This window comes from Affinirhizobium capsici (assembly GCF_977018625.1).
Genome location: NZ_CDRNXD010000008.1, coordinates 230,565 through 246,652, shown reverse-complemented (window position 1 = coordinate 246,652; position 16,088 = coordinate 230,565). Strand labels below are relative to the sequence as shown.

The 16,088-nt window shown below is 55.3% G+C and carries 15 protein-coding genes; 12 read left to right on the top strand and 3 right to left on the bottom strand.

All coding sequences use genetic code 11. The features are described from left to right. The first annotated feature begins 13 nt into the window (after positions 1–13). The 6 genes from AC0JZ1_RS21165 to AC0JZ1_RS21140 are packed head-to-tail and all read left to right on the top strand — an operon-like array spanning position 14 to position 5,117. Complete coding sequence (locus tag AC0JZ1_RS21165) at positions 14–1,423, top strand: aspartate aminotransferase family protein (RefSeq protein WP_471884402.1); 1,410 nt, start codon at positions 14–16, stop codon at positions 1,421–1,423. Positions 1,424–1,427: 4 nt separating this feature from the next. Next, positions 1,428–2,381 carry an arginase gene (locus AC0JZ1_RS21160; RefSeq protein ID WP_471884401.1) on the top strand — a complete coding sequence of 318 codons (954 nt, stop codon included), beginning with the start codon at positions 1,428–1,430 and terminating at the stop codon, positions 2,379–2,381. Next, the gene (locus tag AC0JZ1_RS21155) at positions 2,378–2,731 is read left to right on the top strand and encodes a DMT family transporter (protein ID WP_471884400.1); all 354 of its coding nucleotides are present in this window, start codon (positions 2,378–2,380) and stop codon (positions 2,729–2,731) included. Before AC0JZ1_RS21160 ends, AC0JZ1_RS21155 begins: the two co-directional genes overlap by 4 nt. Positions 2,732–2,753: 22 nt before the next feature. Beyond that, positions 2,754–3,557, top strand: a complete 804-nt coding sequence (locus tag AC0JZ1_RS21150; protein ID WP_471884399.1) for an alpha/beta hydrolase — start codon at positions 2,754–2,756, stop codon at positions 3,555–3,557. Then, positions 3,550–4,725 (top strand): peptidogalycan biosysnthesis protein, encoded by a 1,176-nt coding sequence (locus tag AC0JZ1_RS21145; RefSeq protein ID WP_471884398.1) that lies wholly within the window; start codon positions 3,550–3,552, stop codon positions 4,723–4,725. The genes AC0JZ1_RS21150 and AC0JZ1_RS21145 overlap by 8 nt, the downstream gene beginning before the upstream one ends. Continuing rightward, positions 4,722–5,117 (top strand): EamA family transporter, encoded by a 396-nt coding sequence (locus AC0JZ1_RS21140; protein WP_471884397.1) that lies wholly within the window; start codon positions 4,722–4,724, stop codon positions 5,115–5,117. The genes AC0JZ1_RS21145 and AC0JZ1_RS21140 overlap by 4 nt, the downstream gene beginning before the upstream one ends. Here the strand turns inward: AC0JZ1_RS21140 and AC0JZ1_RS21135 are convergent. The 3 genes from AC0JZ1_RS21135 to AC0JZ1_RS21125 all read right to left on the bottom strand — a co-directional run bounded on the left by AC0JZ1_RS21135 (position 5,101) and on the right by AC0JZ1_RS21125 (position 8,545). Then, positions 5,101–5,985: a MipA/OmpV family protein gene (locus AC0JZ1_RS21135; protein ID WP_471884396.1), complete on the bottom strand. Its 885-nt coding sequence runs from the start codon at positions 5,983–5,985 to the stop codon at positions 5,101–5,103. The two genes, AC0JZ1_RS21140 and AC0JZ1_RS21135, sit on opposite strands and share 17 nt — an antisense overlap. A gap of 72 nt (positions 5,986–6,057) precedes the next feature. After that, complete coding sequence (locus tag AC0JZ1_RS21130) at positions 6,058–6,828, bottom strand: GntR family transcriptional regulator (RefSeq protein ID WP_471884395.1); 771 nt, start codon at positions 6,826–6,828, stop codon at positions 6,058–6,060. Positions 6,829–6,853: 25 nt separating this feature from the next. Continuing rightward, positions 6,854–8,545, bottom strand: coding sequence for a glycerol-3-phosphate dehydrogenase/oxidase (locus AC0JZ1_RS21125; protein ID WP_471884394.1), 1,692 nt, complete (start codon positions 8,543–8,545; stop codon positions 6,854–6,856). A 213-nt stretch (positions 8,546–8,758) separates the two neighbouring features. Between AC0JZ1_RS21125 and AC0JZ1_RS21120 the strand changes: the two genes are divergently transcribed. From AC0JZ1_RS21120 to AC0JZ1_RS21095, 6 genes are all read left to right on the top strand, one after another. Beyond that, the gene (locus AC0JZ1_RS21120; RefSeq protein WP_471884393.1) at positions 8,759–10,261 is read left to right on the top strand and encodes an FGGY-family carbohydrate kinase; all 1,503 of its coding nucleotides are present in this window, start codon (positions 8,759–8,761) and stop codon (positions 10,259–10,261) included. A 47-nt stretch (positions 10,262–10,308) separates the two neighbouring features. Then, positions 10,309–12,075, top strand: a complete 1,767-nt coding sequence (locus AC0JZ1_RS21115; RefSeq protein ID WP_471884392.1) for a thiamine pyrophosphate-binding protein — start codon at positions 10,309–10,311, stop codon at positions 12,073–12,075. Between the two features lie 81 nt (positions 12,076–12,156). Continuing rightward, positions 12,157–13,239 carry an ABC transporter ATP-binding protein gene (locus AC0JZ1_RS21110; RefSeq protein WP_471884391.1) on the top strand — a complete coding sequence of 361 codons (1,083 nt, stop codon included), beginning with the start codon at positions 12,157–12,159 and terminating at the stop codon, positions 13,237–13,239. A gap of 12 nt (positions 13,240–13,251) precedes the next feature. Further along, on the top strand, positions 13,252–14,322 hold the full coding sequence (locus AC0JZ1_RS21105; protein WP_471884390.1) for an ABC transporter ATP-binding protein: 1,071 nt from the start codon (positions 13,252–13,254) through the stop codon (positions 14,320–14,322). Between the two features lie 2 nt (positions 14,323–14,324). Further along, positions 14,325–15,194 (top strand): carbohydrate ABC transporter permease, encoded by an 870-nt coding sequence (locus AC0JZ1_RS21100; RefSeq protein ID WP_471884389.1) that lies wholly within the window; start codon positions 14,325–14,327, stop codon positions 15,192–15,194. 55 nt (positions 15,195–15,249) lie between these two features. Further along, a complete protein-coding gene (locus tag AC0JZ1_RS21095) occupies positions 15,250–16,086 on the top strand; it encodes a carbohydrate ABC transporter permease (RefSeq protein WP_471884426.1) in 837 nt (278 codons plus the stop codon). The last annotated feature ends 2 nt before the right edge of the window (positions 16,087–16,088 follow it).

The window sequence follows — 16,088 nt, the reverse complement described above, 5'->3', positions numbered from 1 at the left end:
TAATAGGATGCCTATGTCTGCCACTTTGAAACTTGCCGAAGCTCCCGCTGCTTTTAGCGAAGACGAGCTTCGAGCGTTGGAAAACACCTATTGCTCGCACGGCGATACGGTTCACTACACAGATTATCCGAAGTTCTTTGAAGCATGCGAAGGCTCCTTCCTGCATGACAGAACGGGCACTGCCTTTCTCGACCTGCAGATGTGGTACTCCGCCGTTAATTTCGGCTATCGCAATGAGCGCCTGAACCGCGCAGCCCACCGGCAACTGGATCGGCTTCCGCAGGTCGCATCGCAATATCTTCACCGCGAGAAGGTGGAACTGGCCGCCCTGATCGCTCGTGATGCGGAAAAGAAGTTCGGCCACAAGGGGCGCGTTCACTTCAACGTCGGCGGGTCGCAGGCCATCGAAGATTCGTTGAAGCTTGTCCGCAACTACACCGGCGGCAAGAGCCTGATGTTCGCATTCGAGGGTGGCTATCATGGCCGAACCCTTGGCGCGACCTCCATCACCTCCAGCTATCGCTATCGCCGCCGCTACGGTCACTTCGGCGAGCGCGCACAGTTCATCGAGTTTCCCTACCACTTCCGCGGCCCCAAAGGCATGTCGAAGGAAGAATACGGCGAATACTGCGTCCAGAAGTTCGCTCGCCTGTTCGAAAGCGAATATAACGGTGTCTGGGACCCGAAAGCCGGTAAATCGGAATATGCCGCCTTTTACATCGAGCCAATTCAGGGGACCGGCGGCTATGTCATCCCGCCCATGAATTTCTTCACCGGCTTGAAGAAGATACTGGATGACCATGGCATCCTGCTTGTGGTCGATGAGATCCAGATGGGTGTCTATCGAACAGGCAAACTCTGGTCGATCGAGCATTTCGGGGTCTCACCGGATGTTCTGGTCTTCGGCAAGGCGATTACCAACGGCTTGAACCCATTGTCCGGCATCTGGGCACGCGAGGAGATGATCAACCCGACCATTTTCCCGCCCGGTTCCACCCATTCCACATTCGCCTCAAACCCGATGGGTACCGCAGTTGCTCTCGAAACGCTCAACATGGTCAGCGAAACGGACTTTGGTGCAAGCGTCATGGACAAGGGCGCCCGCTTCCTTGACGGTCTGAAGGAGCTGCAAAAGCGCCATCCCATCGTCGGTGACGTCGATGGCCTTGGTCTTGCGCTACGCATGGAAATCTGCGGACCGGACGGATTTACCCCCGACAAGGCAACGCTCGACTGGATGTCGGACGAGGGGATGAAGGGTGGCATGATCGTGGACGGCAAGACCTACGGGCTCGTGCTCGATGTGGGGGGCTACCACAAGAATGTCATCACGCTTGCTCCAAACCTGATGATCTCCTACCCGGAAATCGATCTCGCTCTGAGGCTCCTGGATGAGCTTCTGACCCGCGCCGAGCGGAGATAGGCCCATGCAACTCCTTCTGCTCCATCTCGATGATGCGTTGGAGTTGCAGTCAGAGTTCGTGCGCTCCTGCATGCTTGCCGGAGCGCACGAACTCGATCAAAAACGGAGTGGTCGTGCGGTACGGCTTTGGGCGAAACAACAAGCCCTCAGCGAGCTTTACGCAAATATCAACAGCAGCCGAAAACCGCTGCAGGGAAAGTCGCGACTGACCTTCATGGGTTCTGGCGATTTCCACCATGTTACTGCGCTGCTGCTATCGCTTGTTACGGACGAGCATGAAGGCCCGGTGACTGTCGTGCACATAGACAATCATCCGGATTGGGTGAGCTTTTCTAGCGGCATACATTGCGGCTCCTGGGTCAACAAGGCTTTGGCGCACGCCAAGGTCGCGAGGGTGGTGACGCTTGGGGTCTGCAGCAGTGATCTGTGCTCGCCCGAAAGAAAGGGCGCAAATCTCGATCTACTGAGAAACGACCGATTACAGTTATTTCCCTATTCGCACGCACCAAGTCGCGTGAAACAACAATACGGTTCAGGCGCAAGCTTTGTGCAAAAACAGGATGCCCTGCACTGGAGATGCATTTCAGATATTGGCGAGCAGAATTTCATCGAGCGCCTGCTCGATACGATCGAAACACGCAGTGTTTACATCACCATCGACAAGGATGCCTTAGCACCGTCTGATGCGCTCACCAATTGGGATCAGGGCGTGATGCAGTTGCCCTATGTTCTGGAGTTGATAAGCGAGATCGGGAAGCGGCACCGGATTATCGGCGCTGATGTTACCGGGGATTATTCGCGCCCGGATTACAGTGGCTCCATTATCACCCGGATGCTTAAGCGCGGGGAAATTCTGCTGGATCAGCCGCTGAAGGCACCGGACCAGCACTCCACGCGCAATATCAACAGCGCTGCCAATCATGCCCTGTTGAATGTACTGGCGGAGTATATGCAATGATGCCGGTACTAAACTTCACCACTGTGGCCCTCATTGGCTTTTGCGTGGCGACCGAGACGGCCAGAGAGGTTTGTTTCAAGCAGTCCGCCCGTTGCCATGACGGTTTGGTAGTTTTTCTCAATCCCGTCACAGCTGTCGGCATTCTCTTCTGGTTCGTCGAACTCTTGGCGTGGAGTTGTGTCCTTGAAAGCGCACCGCTTTCACTTGCATTTCCCCTGATGGCATCGAGTTATGTCGCCATTGCTCTCGCAGGTGTCGTCATCTTCAAAGAAACGATCAATCTACGTCATGCTCTCGGCATCGCGCTGGTTTGTGCTGGCGTGGTGTGCGTGGGGATGACCGGACTATGACCGCTACTGGATGTGAATGGCCATGAAAATCAATCCACTCTCATTTTATGAAGAAGGCAGAAATGGTCGAGGCGTACTGCTGATCCACGGCTTGACCGGGGCTCCCGCTGAAATGCGCCTCGTAGCGCGACAGTTCACCAAACGTGGTTATTCTGTCTATGCGCCTTTGCTGGCCGGCCATGGACAGAATGCTGCGGCACTGCGGCGTTCGCGTTGGCAGGACTGGCTCGAAAGCGTTGAGGAGGCAGCATCCGATTTGGCTGAGAGAACCGACGGCGTGTTCACCGCAGGCATTTGCGCAGGTGGCCAACTTGGCCTTCTCGCAGCCGGAAGACAGCCGCTTCTGATCCGCGCATCGGCCTTGTATTCCCCCTGCTTTCATTATGATGGCTGGAATATCCGACCTTATTACGCATTCATGTCGCGACAAATCCGCTGGCTTGCGAAAATACCGTTTCTTGATCGTTTGAGCTTTCGCGAAACCGAGTCCCTAGGAATCAAGGATGAGCGCATCCGGCGTCTGGTTGCGACGATGGGCAGCCAGGGAATGCTGGACAGTTTTCCGGGTCGCGGTCTGGTGGAAATGGGCAGAATGGGAGAAGTGCTGAAACAGAGGCTGGCTGACCTTCATACCCCTACAGTGATCATCCATTCCGAAGAAGACGACGTGAGCAGCCCGAGCAATGCGCGCTATATCGCCGATCATCTGGGCGGGGTTAACCAGTTGCACTGGCTGAAAGACTCTTACCACATGATCCACATGGATCGTCAGCATCGGCACGTCGCCGATCTTACTGCAGATTTTTTCGAGACCTACGATGCCTAGCCAAGCCCTCGAACGTCGCCGGACTGTTTTTGCATCCGGTCCCCGCCCCAATAGAGACCTCTCCGGCCGTGTGGTGACATCCTTGGCCGAAATAGACCGCCTCGAATGGGATCAATGTTTTCCGGATGAGGCAGAGCGTTACGATTATCTCTTGACCGTAGAGCAAGCCGGGATCACCGGGTTCCAGTGGTGCTACATACTCGTTCACAGCGACGGACGGTTGGTCGGGGCCATGCCTGCCTTCCTCTCACAATACGCGCTGGAAACAACGCTGGAGACAGGCAAAGTCAAACGATGGATCGAAAACATCCGAACCATGTGGCCTGGATTTCTGACATTTCCGCTAGCGTGCCTCGGTTCACCCTGCACGGAGACAGGAAGGTTCGGCTGCCATCCTGATGTTTCGGATGATGAGCGCATCCGCATCTTCAATTGCTTGCTGGCGACGTTCGAAACCTATGCACAGCAGCGAGGCTGTGTGTTGCATGCAATGAAGGATATTCCGCAACCGCTCGAAAACAGATGCCAGAGCGCGGTCGCTGCTCACGGCTATGCAGATCTGGGTGGCATGCCAACCGCATGGATGGACATCGACTTCCAGAGTATCGACGAGTATATGGCGCGTCTCTCATCGGCAACCCGCAAGGATATGCGGCGCAAACTAAAAGCAAAAGATATCGTTCGTATCGAGTATCGCACAGATGTCGGCCATCATCTGCCGCGCATTATGCAGCTTTATCGCGCCACTCGCGAACGGAGTGATTGGCAGTTCGAAGAACTGACTTCAGCCTATTTTGAAGGTGTTCTTCAGAATATGCCAGACCATTCGTTTTGCACACTTTATTTTGTCGAAGAGGAGCTTTTGGCCGCAAATCTCATGGTTCATGACGGCAGCACAATGATCGACAAGTTCTTCTGTATGGATGCTGCGCGAGGTCGTGAATTCAACCTCTATTATCTCAGCTGGTTCACTAACATCGCCTATTGTCTCGAACATGGATTTTCGCGCTATCAAAGCGGTCAGGCCTACTACCAGAACAAGGTACGTCTCGGCAGCCAGCTGACGCAGAACTCAATGTATTTCAAACACACAAATCCCGCTTTGCAGCGTGTCCTCAAATGGTTGGCTCCGTATTTCGCAACGGATGATGCTGGTGCGGGAGCATGAGGTTGAAACACTTGAGCTGGGCCGCCATTCCGGTCTTGAACGTTCTGCAACAGGTATTCCTCAAGCTGGGTGCTGCTCAAGCGGCCACGGAAACGCCATCCAGCTGGGCCTGGCAGGTGATGATCCAGCCTTGGTTCCTTGCTGCCGTCATTGCTGAGGCGGTTTGTTTCCTGATCTGGATGACCGTGCTTGCGGAATCAGATCTGAGCCGCGCTTTCCCGTTGTCCGCTGTCAGCTATATCCTCATCATCACCAGCGCTTGGATGTGGTTTGGGGAGACGATGACGCCACTGCAGATCCTTGGCTCTGCGCTCATTCTATCTGGCATTGTTTGCATTGCCACGGCAGATAGCAGCAAACCGGATTTGACGCAGATCAGAAATTCACCGTGAAGGCTTTGGTTATGCCAAAGCCCAATGTCCACTGATCCGCGCTTCCGATATCACGGCTGATGGGGCTGCGACGGGCATCGCCCAGGAGGCGATCATAGCGGCCATAGGCCTGAAGCGTCCAGGCATCATCCAAGCTGTAGCTGGCAGAAACCGATATACCAGCGGATTGAAGACCACCGGAAGGATCGAACGGCTCAACTTTTCCGTTTTCCTGAGCTTCCTCAGCTGATACGCCAAAGTAGGTTTTCATATGAGGCTTACTGGCAAAAGAGGCGCGAGGACCAGCGGTGAAGATCCATCGCTCGCCTGCTTTCACAAAGTAGTCGCTTCCCATATCAACTTGCAATCCGCTCCCGTTGAACACAGCTTTGCGAACCTCGGTGCGCACGCGCCATTCGTCAGGAACGATCCAATATCGGGCAAAAATTCCTGCATCCGCATCGGGCCTGATCTTCTTCAAACCTTTCAGCACAGACATATCCTTCTCGTCTCGGCTGTCTCGAAAGCCGATGACGGGACCAGCAGACAATTGGCCCCAGTCCAACAGGCTAAGGTCAAGGTTATCGTCCGGTGCGGATAGCTCTTCCGCTTCTCCCATGCGTCGCCAATCGAAATCCGGCATGACTGAAAAAGAGTGGCGCGAGGCCCCTGGATAGGAGGGCCCAAATTCGGTCGATGCGCCCAGGGTCACGATGTAGATATTGCCTTCATCCAGATTATCGCTCGGCTGCGAACTGGCACTGGTCGCATACATAGCGCCCGTGGCCAAAGCCAAGGCGGGCCCGAGTTTGCGAACTTCAAATAGAGACCAGGACAGTGCCGCAACTCCACGGATAAGACAGACATGTCGATCATAACTTGATGTCATTTCGGGGATTGCTAGGCAACCTGCTTCTGTTTGGAGCTTCTATCATCCGCCCCTCGTCGGCACGCGGGAGCGTCACCTGCTTTGATCTGGTTTGATTGTAAAATGAAGACGGGCGCTATCGGTACGATAAAGTGCGGAGAAGAACTCAACCTGCCGTCCACGACGATCATAGGAGCGGGATTCGATCTTGATGAGCGCGGTTCCCTTTTTGATTTTCAGGTGTTCCGCCTCATCCTTGGTCGCGCTGGCAGCCTCAATCCAGCGCTCTGCACCTTCAAATTGTATGCCGTAGTTTTCGAGCAGCATCGCATAAAGCGATCGATTTTCCAAAGGATGGTCCAGAAGTCCTGGCACATAGCCTTCAACCAGTGAGCTTTCCACCAAAATGCGCGGCACGCCATCCACACTCATGGTACGCCTGAGGAAAACCACCTTTTCACCGTCCACAAGCCCAAGCGCCTTTGCGGCCTTGGCATCGGGCTCCCGAATGTCGGCGCTCAGGATTGAACGGCTGACGGTATGATTTCTAAGCTCGATATCGCCGGAAAAGCCGATAATACGACCTACGAAATCACTATCTTCGGTTTGTGGAGCGACGAATGCGCCACGTCCTTGCTGGCGATAGACCAAACCCTCAGCGACGAGCCCGCTCATCGCCTGGCGCACGACGATGCGAGAAACACCAAACTGCTTACATAGCTCGGTTTCACTGGGTAACTTATCATCTGCGCCCATGCCGCCCTTGACGATCATGTCCGCAATAGTGCTCTTGAGCTGCAACCAGAGGGGCACTTTCAGAGCACGGTCGTGAATGATTGCATCATTCAGCAGGTGATCGCCCACGTGCGCCTCCCTTGTCTCCACTCCCTCAGAAATGCGGGGAGCGGTGTCGATTCTTCATCAGGACGCGCGTTGCATTCACCTCGGCCTGAAGCCGCTCCGCCGACCATTCAAGTTCATCAGCCAGGATGCCCGCCACTTCTGAAAGGCAGGCGTTGCTGGCCAAACCCTCAAAAGCCATCAGTGTTCGCCGAAGAATAAGGTCGTCGAGACGAGTGACGCGCTCGTTTTGCGCGATCCATAGAATTTCCTCCCGCGAATAGCAAGGAGCCGCTTGCAGCACTGTTTCCGCTCCAAGCTTTGGCGCAATGAAGCGCGAACGGGTGCCGTAGCGCTTGATGAGTTGGTCGGCTCTTTCAGCGGTTAAACCGCTTGCCGCCATCACGTCCGTTTTCAGAGTATGATATTCGGCGTCACTTTTGGGAAACCCTTTACCCCCACCGATTGGCAAATGCGCTGTTGAAGCTTTTCGCCGACTGCCCAATCGGGGCAAGGCAAGATCAACGATTTGTTCGGCGCAGGCCCGATATGTGGTCCACTTGCCACCAACCAGCGTGAGGACAGGGAAGTGGCGGCTATCCGTGGGCTCAAAGACGCGGAAACTATGATCGCGACTGATCGACCCTGCAGCGCCCCCGGACTGGCGGGGCAGGGGCCTAACGCCTGAATAAGCGAAAGCGATGTCACTCCGTTTGGGGTTGGCTTTCGGTAAGACTGTCTGGATCACGTCGAACAGATAATCGATTTCAGCTTCCGAGGTCTCCTTGTCGCCGGCATCTTCCGTGCGAATATCAGTTGTTCCCAGCAGTACATGGTCTGCATCAAGCCGGTAAATCAGGCAGGCGCGGAAATCGGGCGTTTCGAAATAAAGCATCACGTCATCCAGATCCGCAGCCAGATCAGATCGCTTCAAGACAAGATGCGAACCGCGGGTGCCTCCTACCAAACCCTCGTTTATTCCAAGGTTTTCATCGACATTGTCGATCCAGGCGCCAGCGCAATTGACGACAAAACGGCAACGCTTCCGTAGAATCCGGCCCGTCAGAACATCTTCGAGGAGAGCAGTTTCCTTCTCAAAACCGATGAGTTTTAGGTACGGGATTGCAAGACTTTCGGTGCAAGCATTCTCCGCATCCTCAACCAGTTCCAATGTCAACCTTTCGGGGCTGTCGATGCGGGCATCGAAATACTCCGCCACGATTTTGATATCGTCTGCCAAGCCTCGCACCTTTGCAGAAGCGGGCGCTTTCTTGACGAGCCGATGCCGTGGCATGGACCGATCGCGCATGCTGAAGCTATCAAAGATAGACAGGCCAAGTTTTAGTATCAAAGCGCCTTTGGGGCCGGGATCTTTCATGAGGCGCAGGAAGCGCAGCGCCGCCTGTACCGTGCCACCGGTCCAGGATAGAGCAGGCACCCAGACGCGAATAGGGTGGACCTGATGGCGCGCGTTTTTAAGCAGCCTATCCCGTTCCTCGACGGATTCTCGCACCAGCTTGAACTCACCCTGTTCCAGATAACGCAAACCGCCATGAATGAGGCGGGATGGCGCGGCGGAGGTCCCGCTACAAAAATCTCCCATCTCAACCAAAGTGGCACCAATGCCTTGTGCAGCAAGATCGCGAAAAACTCCGACACCGTTGATGCCGCCGCCAATTATCAGGATGTCGCCGCTTTCTCCATGCTCCAATGCATCCAGCGCTTGCGCCCGCGTCCTCATGCAATTCCTCCCTCGCGTGATGATGAAGCATCCCTTGTTTGAGCCTCCCTTAACAAGTGATGCGAGACGTATTGACAGCCTAGATCAACTCGCCTAGCCTCAACTTATTATAACAACCTTGCAGCTAGCAAGGGATGAGACAAGAAGAATTTCGTCGACTGAGGGGTTGCCGGGGCGGAGAGGAGCCATCCCGGACATTGGGAGGAGAAGACCATGCGTGAGCGCCTGATCGGCATCGACGCCGGTGGAACTATGACCAAAGCGGCACTGTTCGACCTGGATGGAAATGAGCTGGCCTGCCGAAGCAGTCCGAACAAAATGCAGTTCCCGCGACCCGGCTGGACAGAACGCGATCCGGACGCCATGTGGTCCGCAGCCTGTAGCGCGATACGAGATCTCCTGGAGATCACCGACACCAAGCCGGAAGACATCATCGGCGTCACGCCATCCGGTTACGGCGCAGGAGCCTACTTCATTGATCGTGATCTGAAGCCTGTCAGAGCTGGCCTTGTTTCCACTGATACGCGCACCCTCGATATGATCGACGCAATGCGCCCCTCTGGTATCGTTGACGAGATCGACCGGTTGATCGGGGCGCGTATGTTCGCAACCCATGCGATTCCGCTTCTGCGTTGGTTTGATGAAAACGAGCCGGATCTCTTTCATCGCACCTGGAAGCTTGTCTTCTGCAAAGATTTCATTCGGGCAAGGCTGACCGGAAAGGTCTCCACAGACCCGACAGACGGTGGGATTGCCGGGATATTCGATCTCGTCAACAATCGCTATTCGCAAGAGGCGTTCCGTGTCGGTGGTGTTTCTCGCTGGCTGGAAAAACTGCCGGATGTCGGGCCTTCGGTTGATGTTGCCGGTTATGTGACAGAGCACGCAGCGCAAGCTACCGGCCTGCTTGCAGGGACGCCCGTCATTCGTGGCGTGGTGGATGTCACGGGGTCGGCCCTAGCTTCCGGTGTAACCGATCCCAATTTCATCTCCGTGGTTGCTGGCACGTTCAGCATCAATTCCATCATTACTGATGAGCCGCTGGTCAGCCCACAGCCATTCATCCAATCCGCCTTTCCGATTGGCAATCGCTTCATCGCGACGGAAGGTGCGGCCACGTCTGCCAGCAATGTGGAATGGATCTTCTCAACTCTCCTGGAAGCAGAGGGTGCAAGGGCAAAGGCCATGGGTTCATCTATCTATGATGTCGGCAACCGACTGGTAGCGGAGGCGCTGGATCGGGATAATGAAATTCTCTTCCTACCATTTCTGTATGGGGGCCCATCGCATGTTCCGGGTGGCATTCTTGGCCTTTGCGCCCGCCACACGCTGGGGGATGTGCTTAGAGCGGCCTTCGAAGGAGTAGTCTTCGCGCACAAAACGGATATCGACCGTCTGCTGCCGCCAGAGGCCAATAGACGCCCAACGATTGCCCGCATGGCAGGCGGGGCATCGAAATCCGCGCACTGGTGCCAGATGTTCGCGGATGCGCTGGACATGCGTGTGGAAGTTGCCGATGGCAGTGAATTCGGTGCCAAGGCAGGCGCCATCTGCGCGGCGGTGGCCCTCGGCCATTACCCGGACCTTGGAGAGGCGGCGCGGCGTATGGTGAGGGTTTCCCGGCAATACGAGCCCCGGTTGGAGCGCAACAGGGCCATGGCCCGCAAACTGACTGCCTACAGATCGGTGGTCGAAAATCTGGCCTCGCTACACTGAAGGCCGAAGAGACCTACGATTTTCCTGGATATGATGGGACTAGAACAATGGCGCATATTGGCGATCTCTTATCTGAAATGCTGGCACAATACGGTGTTGAGCTGGTATTCGGCATGCCTGGCGGGCAGACGACAGCCCTCCATGATGGCATCTCGCGGCGAACAGACCGCATTCGTCACGTGTTAATGCGTGACGAACGCAATGCAGCCTATGCGGCGGATGCCTATGCACGGCTGACCGGCAAGCCGGGCGTATGCGACGTTACGGTCGGTCCAGGCGCCAACCTTCTATCCGCCGGTTTCCTTGAAGCGCTCAATGCTTCTATTCCAATGGTGGGCATTATCGGGGAACTACCGCTCGATTGGTTGACGTTGAAGGAGAAGGGCATTGCCAGCCAAGGGTTTGACCAGCTCAAATTCTTTCAATCCATTTCCAAGAATGCCTGGCTGGTGCCATCGGTCAGCGCTCTGCCGGAAATCGTGCGCACTGCGTTTCGCACAGCCGTGGCACCGCGACCCGGCCCTGTAGCCATCATCATTCCGCATGATATTTTTGATGCTGAATGGGATGAAAGCGTGCTGAAGCCTGTGGTGGATGAGCGTTCCATTCATATTCCCTATCTGCGATCTGTCCCTTTGGCTTCTGATGTCTCAGCCGCGCTCGACCTGATCGCAAAAGCCAAACGGCCAGCCCTTGTCTGCGGCGGCGGCGTACATGGGTCGGATGCGGCAATGGATGTGACCGCCTTTGCAGATCAATTGAACGGCCTTGTTGTCACCTCGCTTTCCGGCAAGGGCTCGGTTCCGGAAACACGAGATTATGCAGCTGGCATTCTCAACCCTCTCGGTTCCTGGGCGGCCATCGAACTTATCAAGGAAGCCGATCTGGTCATCTGGTGTGGCTCCAAGGCCAGCCAGAACACAGCAATGAACTGGACGCTTCCTCTGCCGGAACAGGCAACGATCGTCATTGATGCCGACCCGTTGGAACATGGAAGAACCTTCCGTCCAACGATCTCGCTTTATGGAGACATACGCGAAACGGTGAAACTTCTGAAAGACGGCCTTCGTGCTAGTCACAATGCAGATTGGAAAACGCGGATTGCTGAAATAAAAGAGCAGGGCGAGAGGGCCAAGCGAGCAGAAATTGAATCGGAAGAAATTCCGCTTTCACCACCTCGCATTATGGCCGCAGTCGCTGCACGCCTCGATGAAGACGACATTGTCGTTTCGGATGCCAGTTTTGCGGCAGGCTGGATTGGCGGCTATATCCCGGCCCGCAAGCCCGGACGGCAATTCCTGTATGCACGCGGCCAGGGCGGCCTCGGTTATTCGATTCCCGGCGCCATCGGCGCGGCGGCTACGCGCCCGCAAGCTCGCATCGTTACAGTCTCCGGGGATGGAGCCTTTTCCTACACTATTGGTGAGTTGGCCACGCAGCTTCAGCAGAACCAAAGGGTGGTCAACATCGTGCTTAACAACGGTCGCTTGGGCTGGATACAGCTTTGGCAACAATTGTATTTCGGCAATGTCCAATCCGCCATGCTTGAAACACAGAGTGCGCGGCCAAGCTTTGCAGCCGCGAGTGCTGGTCTCGGTCTTTTGGGAGTAGCAGTTGAAACACCAGACGAAATTGATGCCGCACTTGATCGCGCCTTTGCACATGACGGGCCATCAGTGGTGGAGTTTCGGATCAATGATCTTGCGACACCAATTCACAGTTTCAAGCGTCGCTTGAAAGAGGGTGGGGATATCCGCCCCCGTCCAGGCACAGTTTATAAATTAAGGGATTGGAAGATTTCTCCAAATCTTTAACGTAGGGTTCTGGCCCTTCTGGATGGGAGGGCCAGAATCGCTTGCCGCCGGCCGTGCCGGCACCTTTGGGAGGAGGATGGCATGCTTGAACTACGGAATGTTTCGAAGTCCGTGGGCGCGGCACAACACATCGTTGATGTTTCGCTCACGCTCGAACCGGGTTCGTTGAATGTTTTGCTGGGGCCAACACTGGCAGGCAAAACCTCGCTGATGCGCCTGATGGCAGGGCTCGACGCGCCAACATCAGGAGCCATCCGCATGGATGGCAAGGATGTGACAGGTGTTCCGGTGCAGCGCCGCAACGTGGCGATGGTTTATCAGCAATTCATCAATTACCCATCGTTGACCGTCTACGAAAATATCGCGTCGCCACTTCGCGTGAAGGGCGTTGATAAGGCCACCGTTGATCGGGATGTAAAACGGGCTGCCGAATTGATGCGCCTCACGCCTTATCTGGATCGCACACCGCTCAGCTTGTCTGGTGGTCAGCAGCAGAGAACGGCGCTGGCACGTGCGATGGTAAAGCGGGCAAGCCTGGTTTTACTGGATGAACCTCTGGCGAACCTTGACTACAAGCTGCGTGAGGAACTGCGCGAAGAGCTTCCCAAGATTTTTGCCGAAACAGGCGCAATTTTTGTTTATGCAACCACAGAGCCGCAGGAGGCTCTGTTGCTCGGTGGCAATACGGCGGTCATGCATGAAGGGCAGGTTGCCCAGTTTGGCAAAACGCTCGATGTATTTCGTCATCCGGTCAACCTGATGAGCGCCCAAACATTTGCCGATCCGCCGCTTAATACTCTTGACGTGGAAAAGACAGGGGACCGCTTTATCCATGGTGCGCTTCTAAGCGTCCCGGTTTCTCCGACGCTCAATCATTTGCCGGACGGTCGCTACACGATTGCGCTGCAGGCCCACCATCTTGCGGTCGAGCCACAGGGCCCTTCTTTCATCCCGTTAGATGCACAGGTGGCCGTGACCGAAATCACCGGCTCGGAAAGCTTTATTCATGTCGCATTTGCTGATGCCAACTGGGTCATTTTGGCAGCGGGTGTGCGCGAATACGATCCTGAACAGATCATCCGCATCGGCTTCGAGTTGAAGCATCTGCTGATCTTCGATGCTGACGGGCATGCCGTCGAACACCGGTCCGCACGGGCTGCCTGAGGGAGACAGGACATGGCAGAAATCAGCTTCGATCACATTCGCCACGCCTACCGCCCTAACCCGCAAAAGCCTCAGGATTTCGCCCTTCGCGAAATCAATCACGCATTTCGCGATGGAGGAGCCTACGCTTTGCTCGGTCCTTCCGGATGCGGCAAGACAACCCTTTTGAACATTATTTCTGGCCTTTTGCAGCCGTCGCATGGGCGTTTGTTGTTTGGCGGGCGCGACGTGACGCATCTGTCAACTCAGGACCGCAACATCGCGCAAGTGTTCCAGTTTCCCGTCGTCTACGACACGATGAGCGTTTACGACAACCTTGCCTTTCCCTTGCGAAATCGCGGTGTCGACCGTTCCACTATCGATAGCAAGGTTCGCGAAACGCTGGAAATGATCGGCTTGTCAGAGCGGGCGCATCGAAAGGCAAGGCGTCTGACCGCCGACCAGAAACAGAAAATCTCGCTGGGACGCGGGCTGGTACGCGCCGATGTAAACGCCATCCTGTTCGATGAGCCTTTGACAGTTATCGATCCGCAGATGAAGTGGGAGCTTCGCTCGCAGTTGAAAAAGCTGCACCGGCGGTTCGGTTACACCATGATCTATGTCACCCATGACCAGACCGAAGCTCTGACCTTTGCCGACCAGGTTGTCGTTATGTATGAGGGGCAGGTAGTGCAGATCGGTACGCCAGCAGAGCTGTTCGAGCGCCCCATGCACACATTTGTTGGCTATTTTATTGGCTCTCCGGGCATGAACCTTCTGCCCGTTCAAGTGACTGGCAACACCGCGCATATAGGATCGCACGAAATTACCCTGCCAGGAGCCGCACAACAGCTACCGGGTGGCCAGACTGATCTTGGCGTAAGGCCTGAATATACCCGCATTTGCGAGACGGGCATTCCCGTTCAGATCCGCAAAGTTGAGGATGTGGGGCGCCATCGCATCGTGCGTGCTGTCCTGGAAGGACGTGAGATCGCAGCCCTTGCCGGGGAAGGTGAACCAATGCCAGCCTCGCCCCATGTGCAGTTCGAACCCGGCGGCATCAACCTCTACGCCAATTCCTGGCGCGTGGAACTGGGAGCCTGACCATGGAAAAAACCTGGAACAACAAAGCCTGGTTTCTCGTGCTGCCAGTGCTGCTGCTCGTGGCTTTTTCTGCGGTCATTCCGCTCATGACCGTGGTCAACTATTCGGTTCAGGATACGTTCGGCAATAATGAATTCTTCTGGGCTGGAACCGAATGGTTCGAGCAGGTGCTGTCATCAGATCGGTTCTGGGAATCAATGGCGCGAAACCTGCTGTTTTCAGCCATTGTGCTGGCGATAGAGATCCCGCTCGGCATCGTGATTGCTCTCAATATGCCAAAGCGCGGCATTGGCGTGCCGATCTGCCTCGTCTTGATGTCCTTGCCACTGCTCATTCCATGGAATGTGGTCGGCACGATCTGGCAGCTGTTTGCCCGAACCGATGTCGGCCTGTTCGGCTACATCATCACCTGGCTTGGCTTCGACTATAATTACGGCCGCGATACGCTGGATGCCTGGTTCACCATCGTTATCATGGATATCTGGCACTGGACGAGCCTCGTGGTGCTGCTTTGCTATGCCGGCCTGATGTCGATCCCTGATGCTTATTATCAGGCGGCGAAAATTGATGGTGCCTCGCGGTGGAGCGTTTTCCGCTTCATCCAACTGCCCAAACTCAATCGTGTCTTGCAGATCGCCATTCTGTTGCGCTTCATGGATAGCTTCATGATCTACACCGAGCCTTTCGTTGTCACCGGCGGTGGCCCTGGTAGCGTGACGACTTTCCTCTCTATCGACCTCGTCAAGATGGCTGTCGGGCAATTCGACCTCGGCCCGGCCTCGGCAATGTCCATCATCTACTTCCTGATTGTCCTTCTGGTTTCGTGGCTGTTCTACACCGTCACCACACAGCCAGATGAAGACCGTGCTTAAGGAGTTTCCCATGACAACCGAAACCCAGACAGGCACAGCTTATCCGGTCGATGCGATGGTGAAGGCGCATAGCATTCATACGCGGAAAAGCCAGCGCTCGTTCCGGTGGATCATTCCGACGTTCTACGTGCTCTTCCTGTTGATACCGATCTATTGGCTGGTGAACCTCTCGTTCAAAACCACCAACGAGATTTTAAGCGGGCTTAGCCTCTGGCCGCAGCAGCCGACGCTGCGAAACTACATGGTGATCTTTACCGATCCATCCTGGTACCAGACCTATTTCAACTCCATGACCTATGTGGTGATGAATACGGTAATCTGCATCGTGGTAGCTCTGCCCGCTGCCTATGCTTTTTCGCGCTACCGCTTTCTGGGCGACAAGCATCTTTTCTTCTGGTTGCTGACTAACCGCATGGCACCGCCTGCTGTGTTCATTCTCCCTTTCTTTCAGCTTTATTCTGCCTTTGCACTCATCGATACGCATATTGCAGTTGCCATTGCCCACTGCCTGTTCAACGTGCCGCTGGCTGTCTGGATCTTGGAAGGCTTTATGTCGGGCGTGCCGAAAGAGATTGATGAAACCGCCTATATCGACGGCTATTCCTTCCCGCGCTTCTTCGGCAAAATCTTCATGCCGCTTATTGCTTCCGGCGTGGGTGTCACGGCCTTCTTCTGCTTCATGTTCTCCTGGGTCGAGCTCCTGATTGCCCGCACTTTGACAACGACGGATGCAAAGCCAATTGCGGCTGCCATGACGCGCACATCCTCTGCTGCTGGATTCGATTATGGCGTGTTGGCTGCGGCTGGTGTTTTGACGATCATTCCTGGCGCTCTCGTCATCTGGTTCGTACGCAATCACATCGCCAAGGGCTTTGCCCTCGGGCGGGTCTAAAG

What these genes read in the sequence shown, in the direction of transcription:
- AC0JZ1_RS21160 (WP_471884401.1), top strand. Translation starts at nt 1,428, where the DNA reads ATGCAACTCCTTCTGCTCCATCTCGATGATGCGTTGGAGTTGCAGTCA.
- AC0JZ1_RS21135 (WP_471884396.1), bottom strand. Translation starts at nt 5,985, where the DNA reads ATGACATCAAGTTATGATCGACATGTCTGTCTTATCCGTGGAGTTGCG.
- AC0JZ1_RS21110 (WP_471884391.1), top strand. Translation starts at nt 12,157, where the DNA reads ATGCTTGAACTACGGAATGTTTCGAAGTCCGTGGGCGCGGCACAACAC.
- AC0JZ1_RS21150 (WP_471884399.1), top strand. Translation starts at nt 2,754, where the DNA reads ATGAAAATCAATCCACTCTCATTTTATGAAGAAGGCAGAAATGGTCGA.
- AC0JZ1_RS21140 (WP_471884397.1), top strand. Translation starts at nt 4,722, where the DNA reads ATGAGGTTGAAACACTTGAGCTGGGCCGCCATTCCGGTCTTGAACGTT.
- AC0JZ1_RS21145 (WP_471884398.1), top strand. Translation starts at nt 3,550, where the DNA reads ATGCCTAGCCAAGCCCTCGAACGTCGCCGGACTGTTTTTGCATCCGGT.
- AC0JZ1_RS21120 (WP_471884393.1), top strand. Translation starts at nt 8,759, where the DNA reads ATGCGTGAGCGCCTGATCGGCATCGACGCCGGTGGAACTATGACCAAA.
- AC0JZ1_RS21115 (WP_471884392.1), top strand. Translation starts at nt 10,309, where the DNA reads ATGGCGCATATTGGCGATCTCTTATCTGAAATGCTGGCACAATACGGT.
- AC0JZ1_RS21125 (WP_471884394.1), bottom strand. Translation starts at nt 8,545, where the DNA reads ATGAGGACGCGGGCGCAAGCGCTGGATGCATTGGAGCATGGAGAAAGC.
- AC0JZ1_RS21105 (WP_471884390.1), top strand. Translation starts at nt 13,252, where the DNA reads ATGGCAGAAATCAGCTTCGATCACATTCGCCACGCCTACCGCCCTAAC.
- AC0JZ1_RS21100 (WP_471884389.1), top strand. Translation starts at nt 14,325, where the DNA reads ATGGAAAAAACCTGGAACAACAAAGCCTGGTTTCTCGTGCTGCCAGTG.
- AC0JZ1_RS21095 (WP_471884426.1), top strand. Translation starts at nt 15,250, where the DNA reads ATGGTGAAGGCGCATAGCATTCATACGCGGAAAAGCCAGCGCTCGTTC.
- AC0JZ1_RS21165 (WP_471884402.1), top strand. Translation starts at nt 14, where the DNA reads ATGTCTGCCACTTTGAAACTTGCCGAAGCTCCCGCTGCTTTTAGCGAA.
- AC0JZ1_RS21155 (WP_471884400.1), top strand. Translation starts at nt 2,378, where the DNA reads ATGATGCCGGTACTAAACTTCACCACTGTGGCCCTCATTGGCTTTTGC.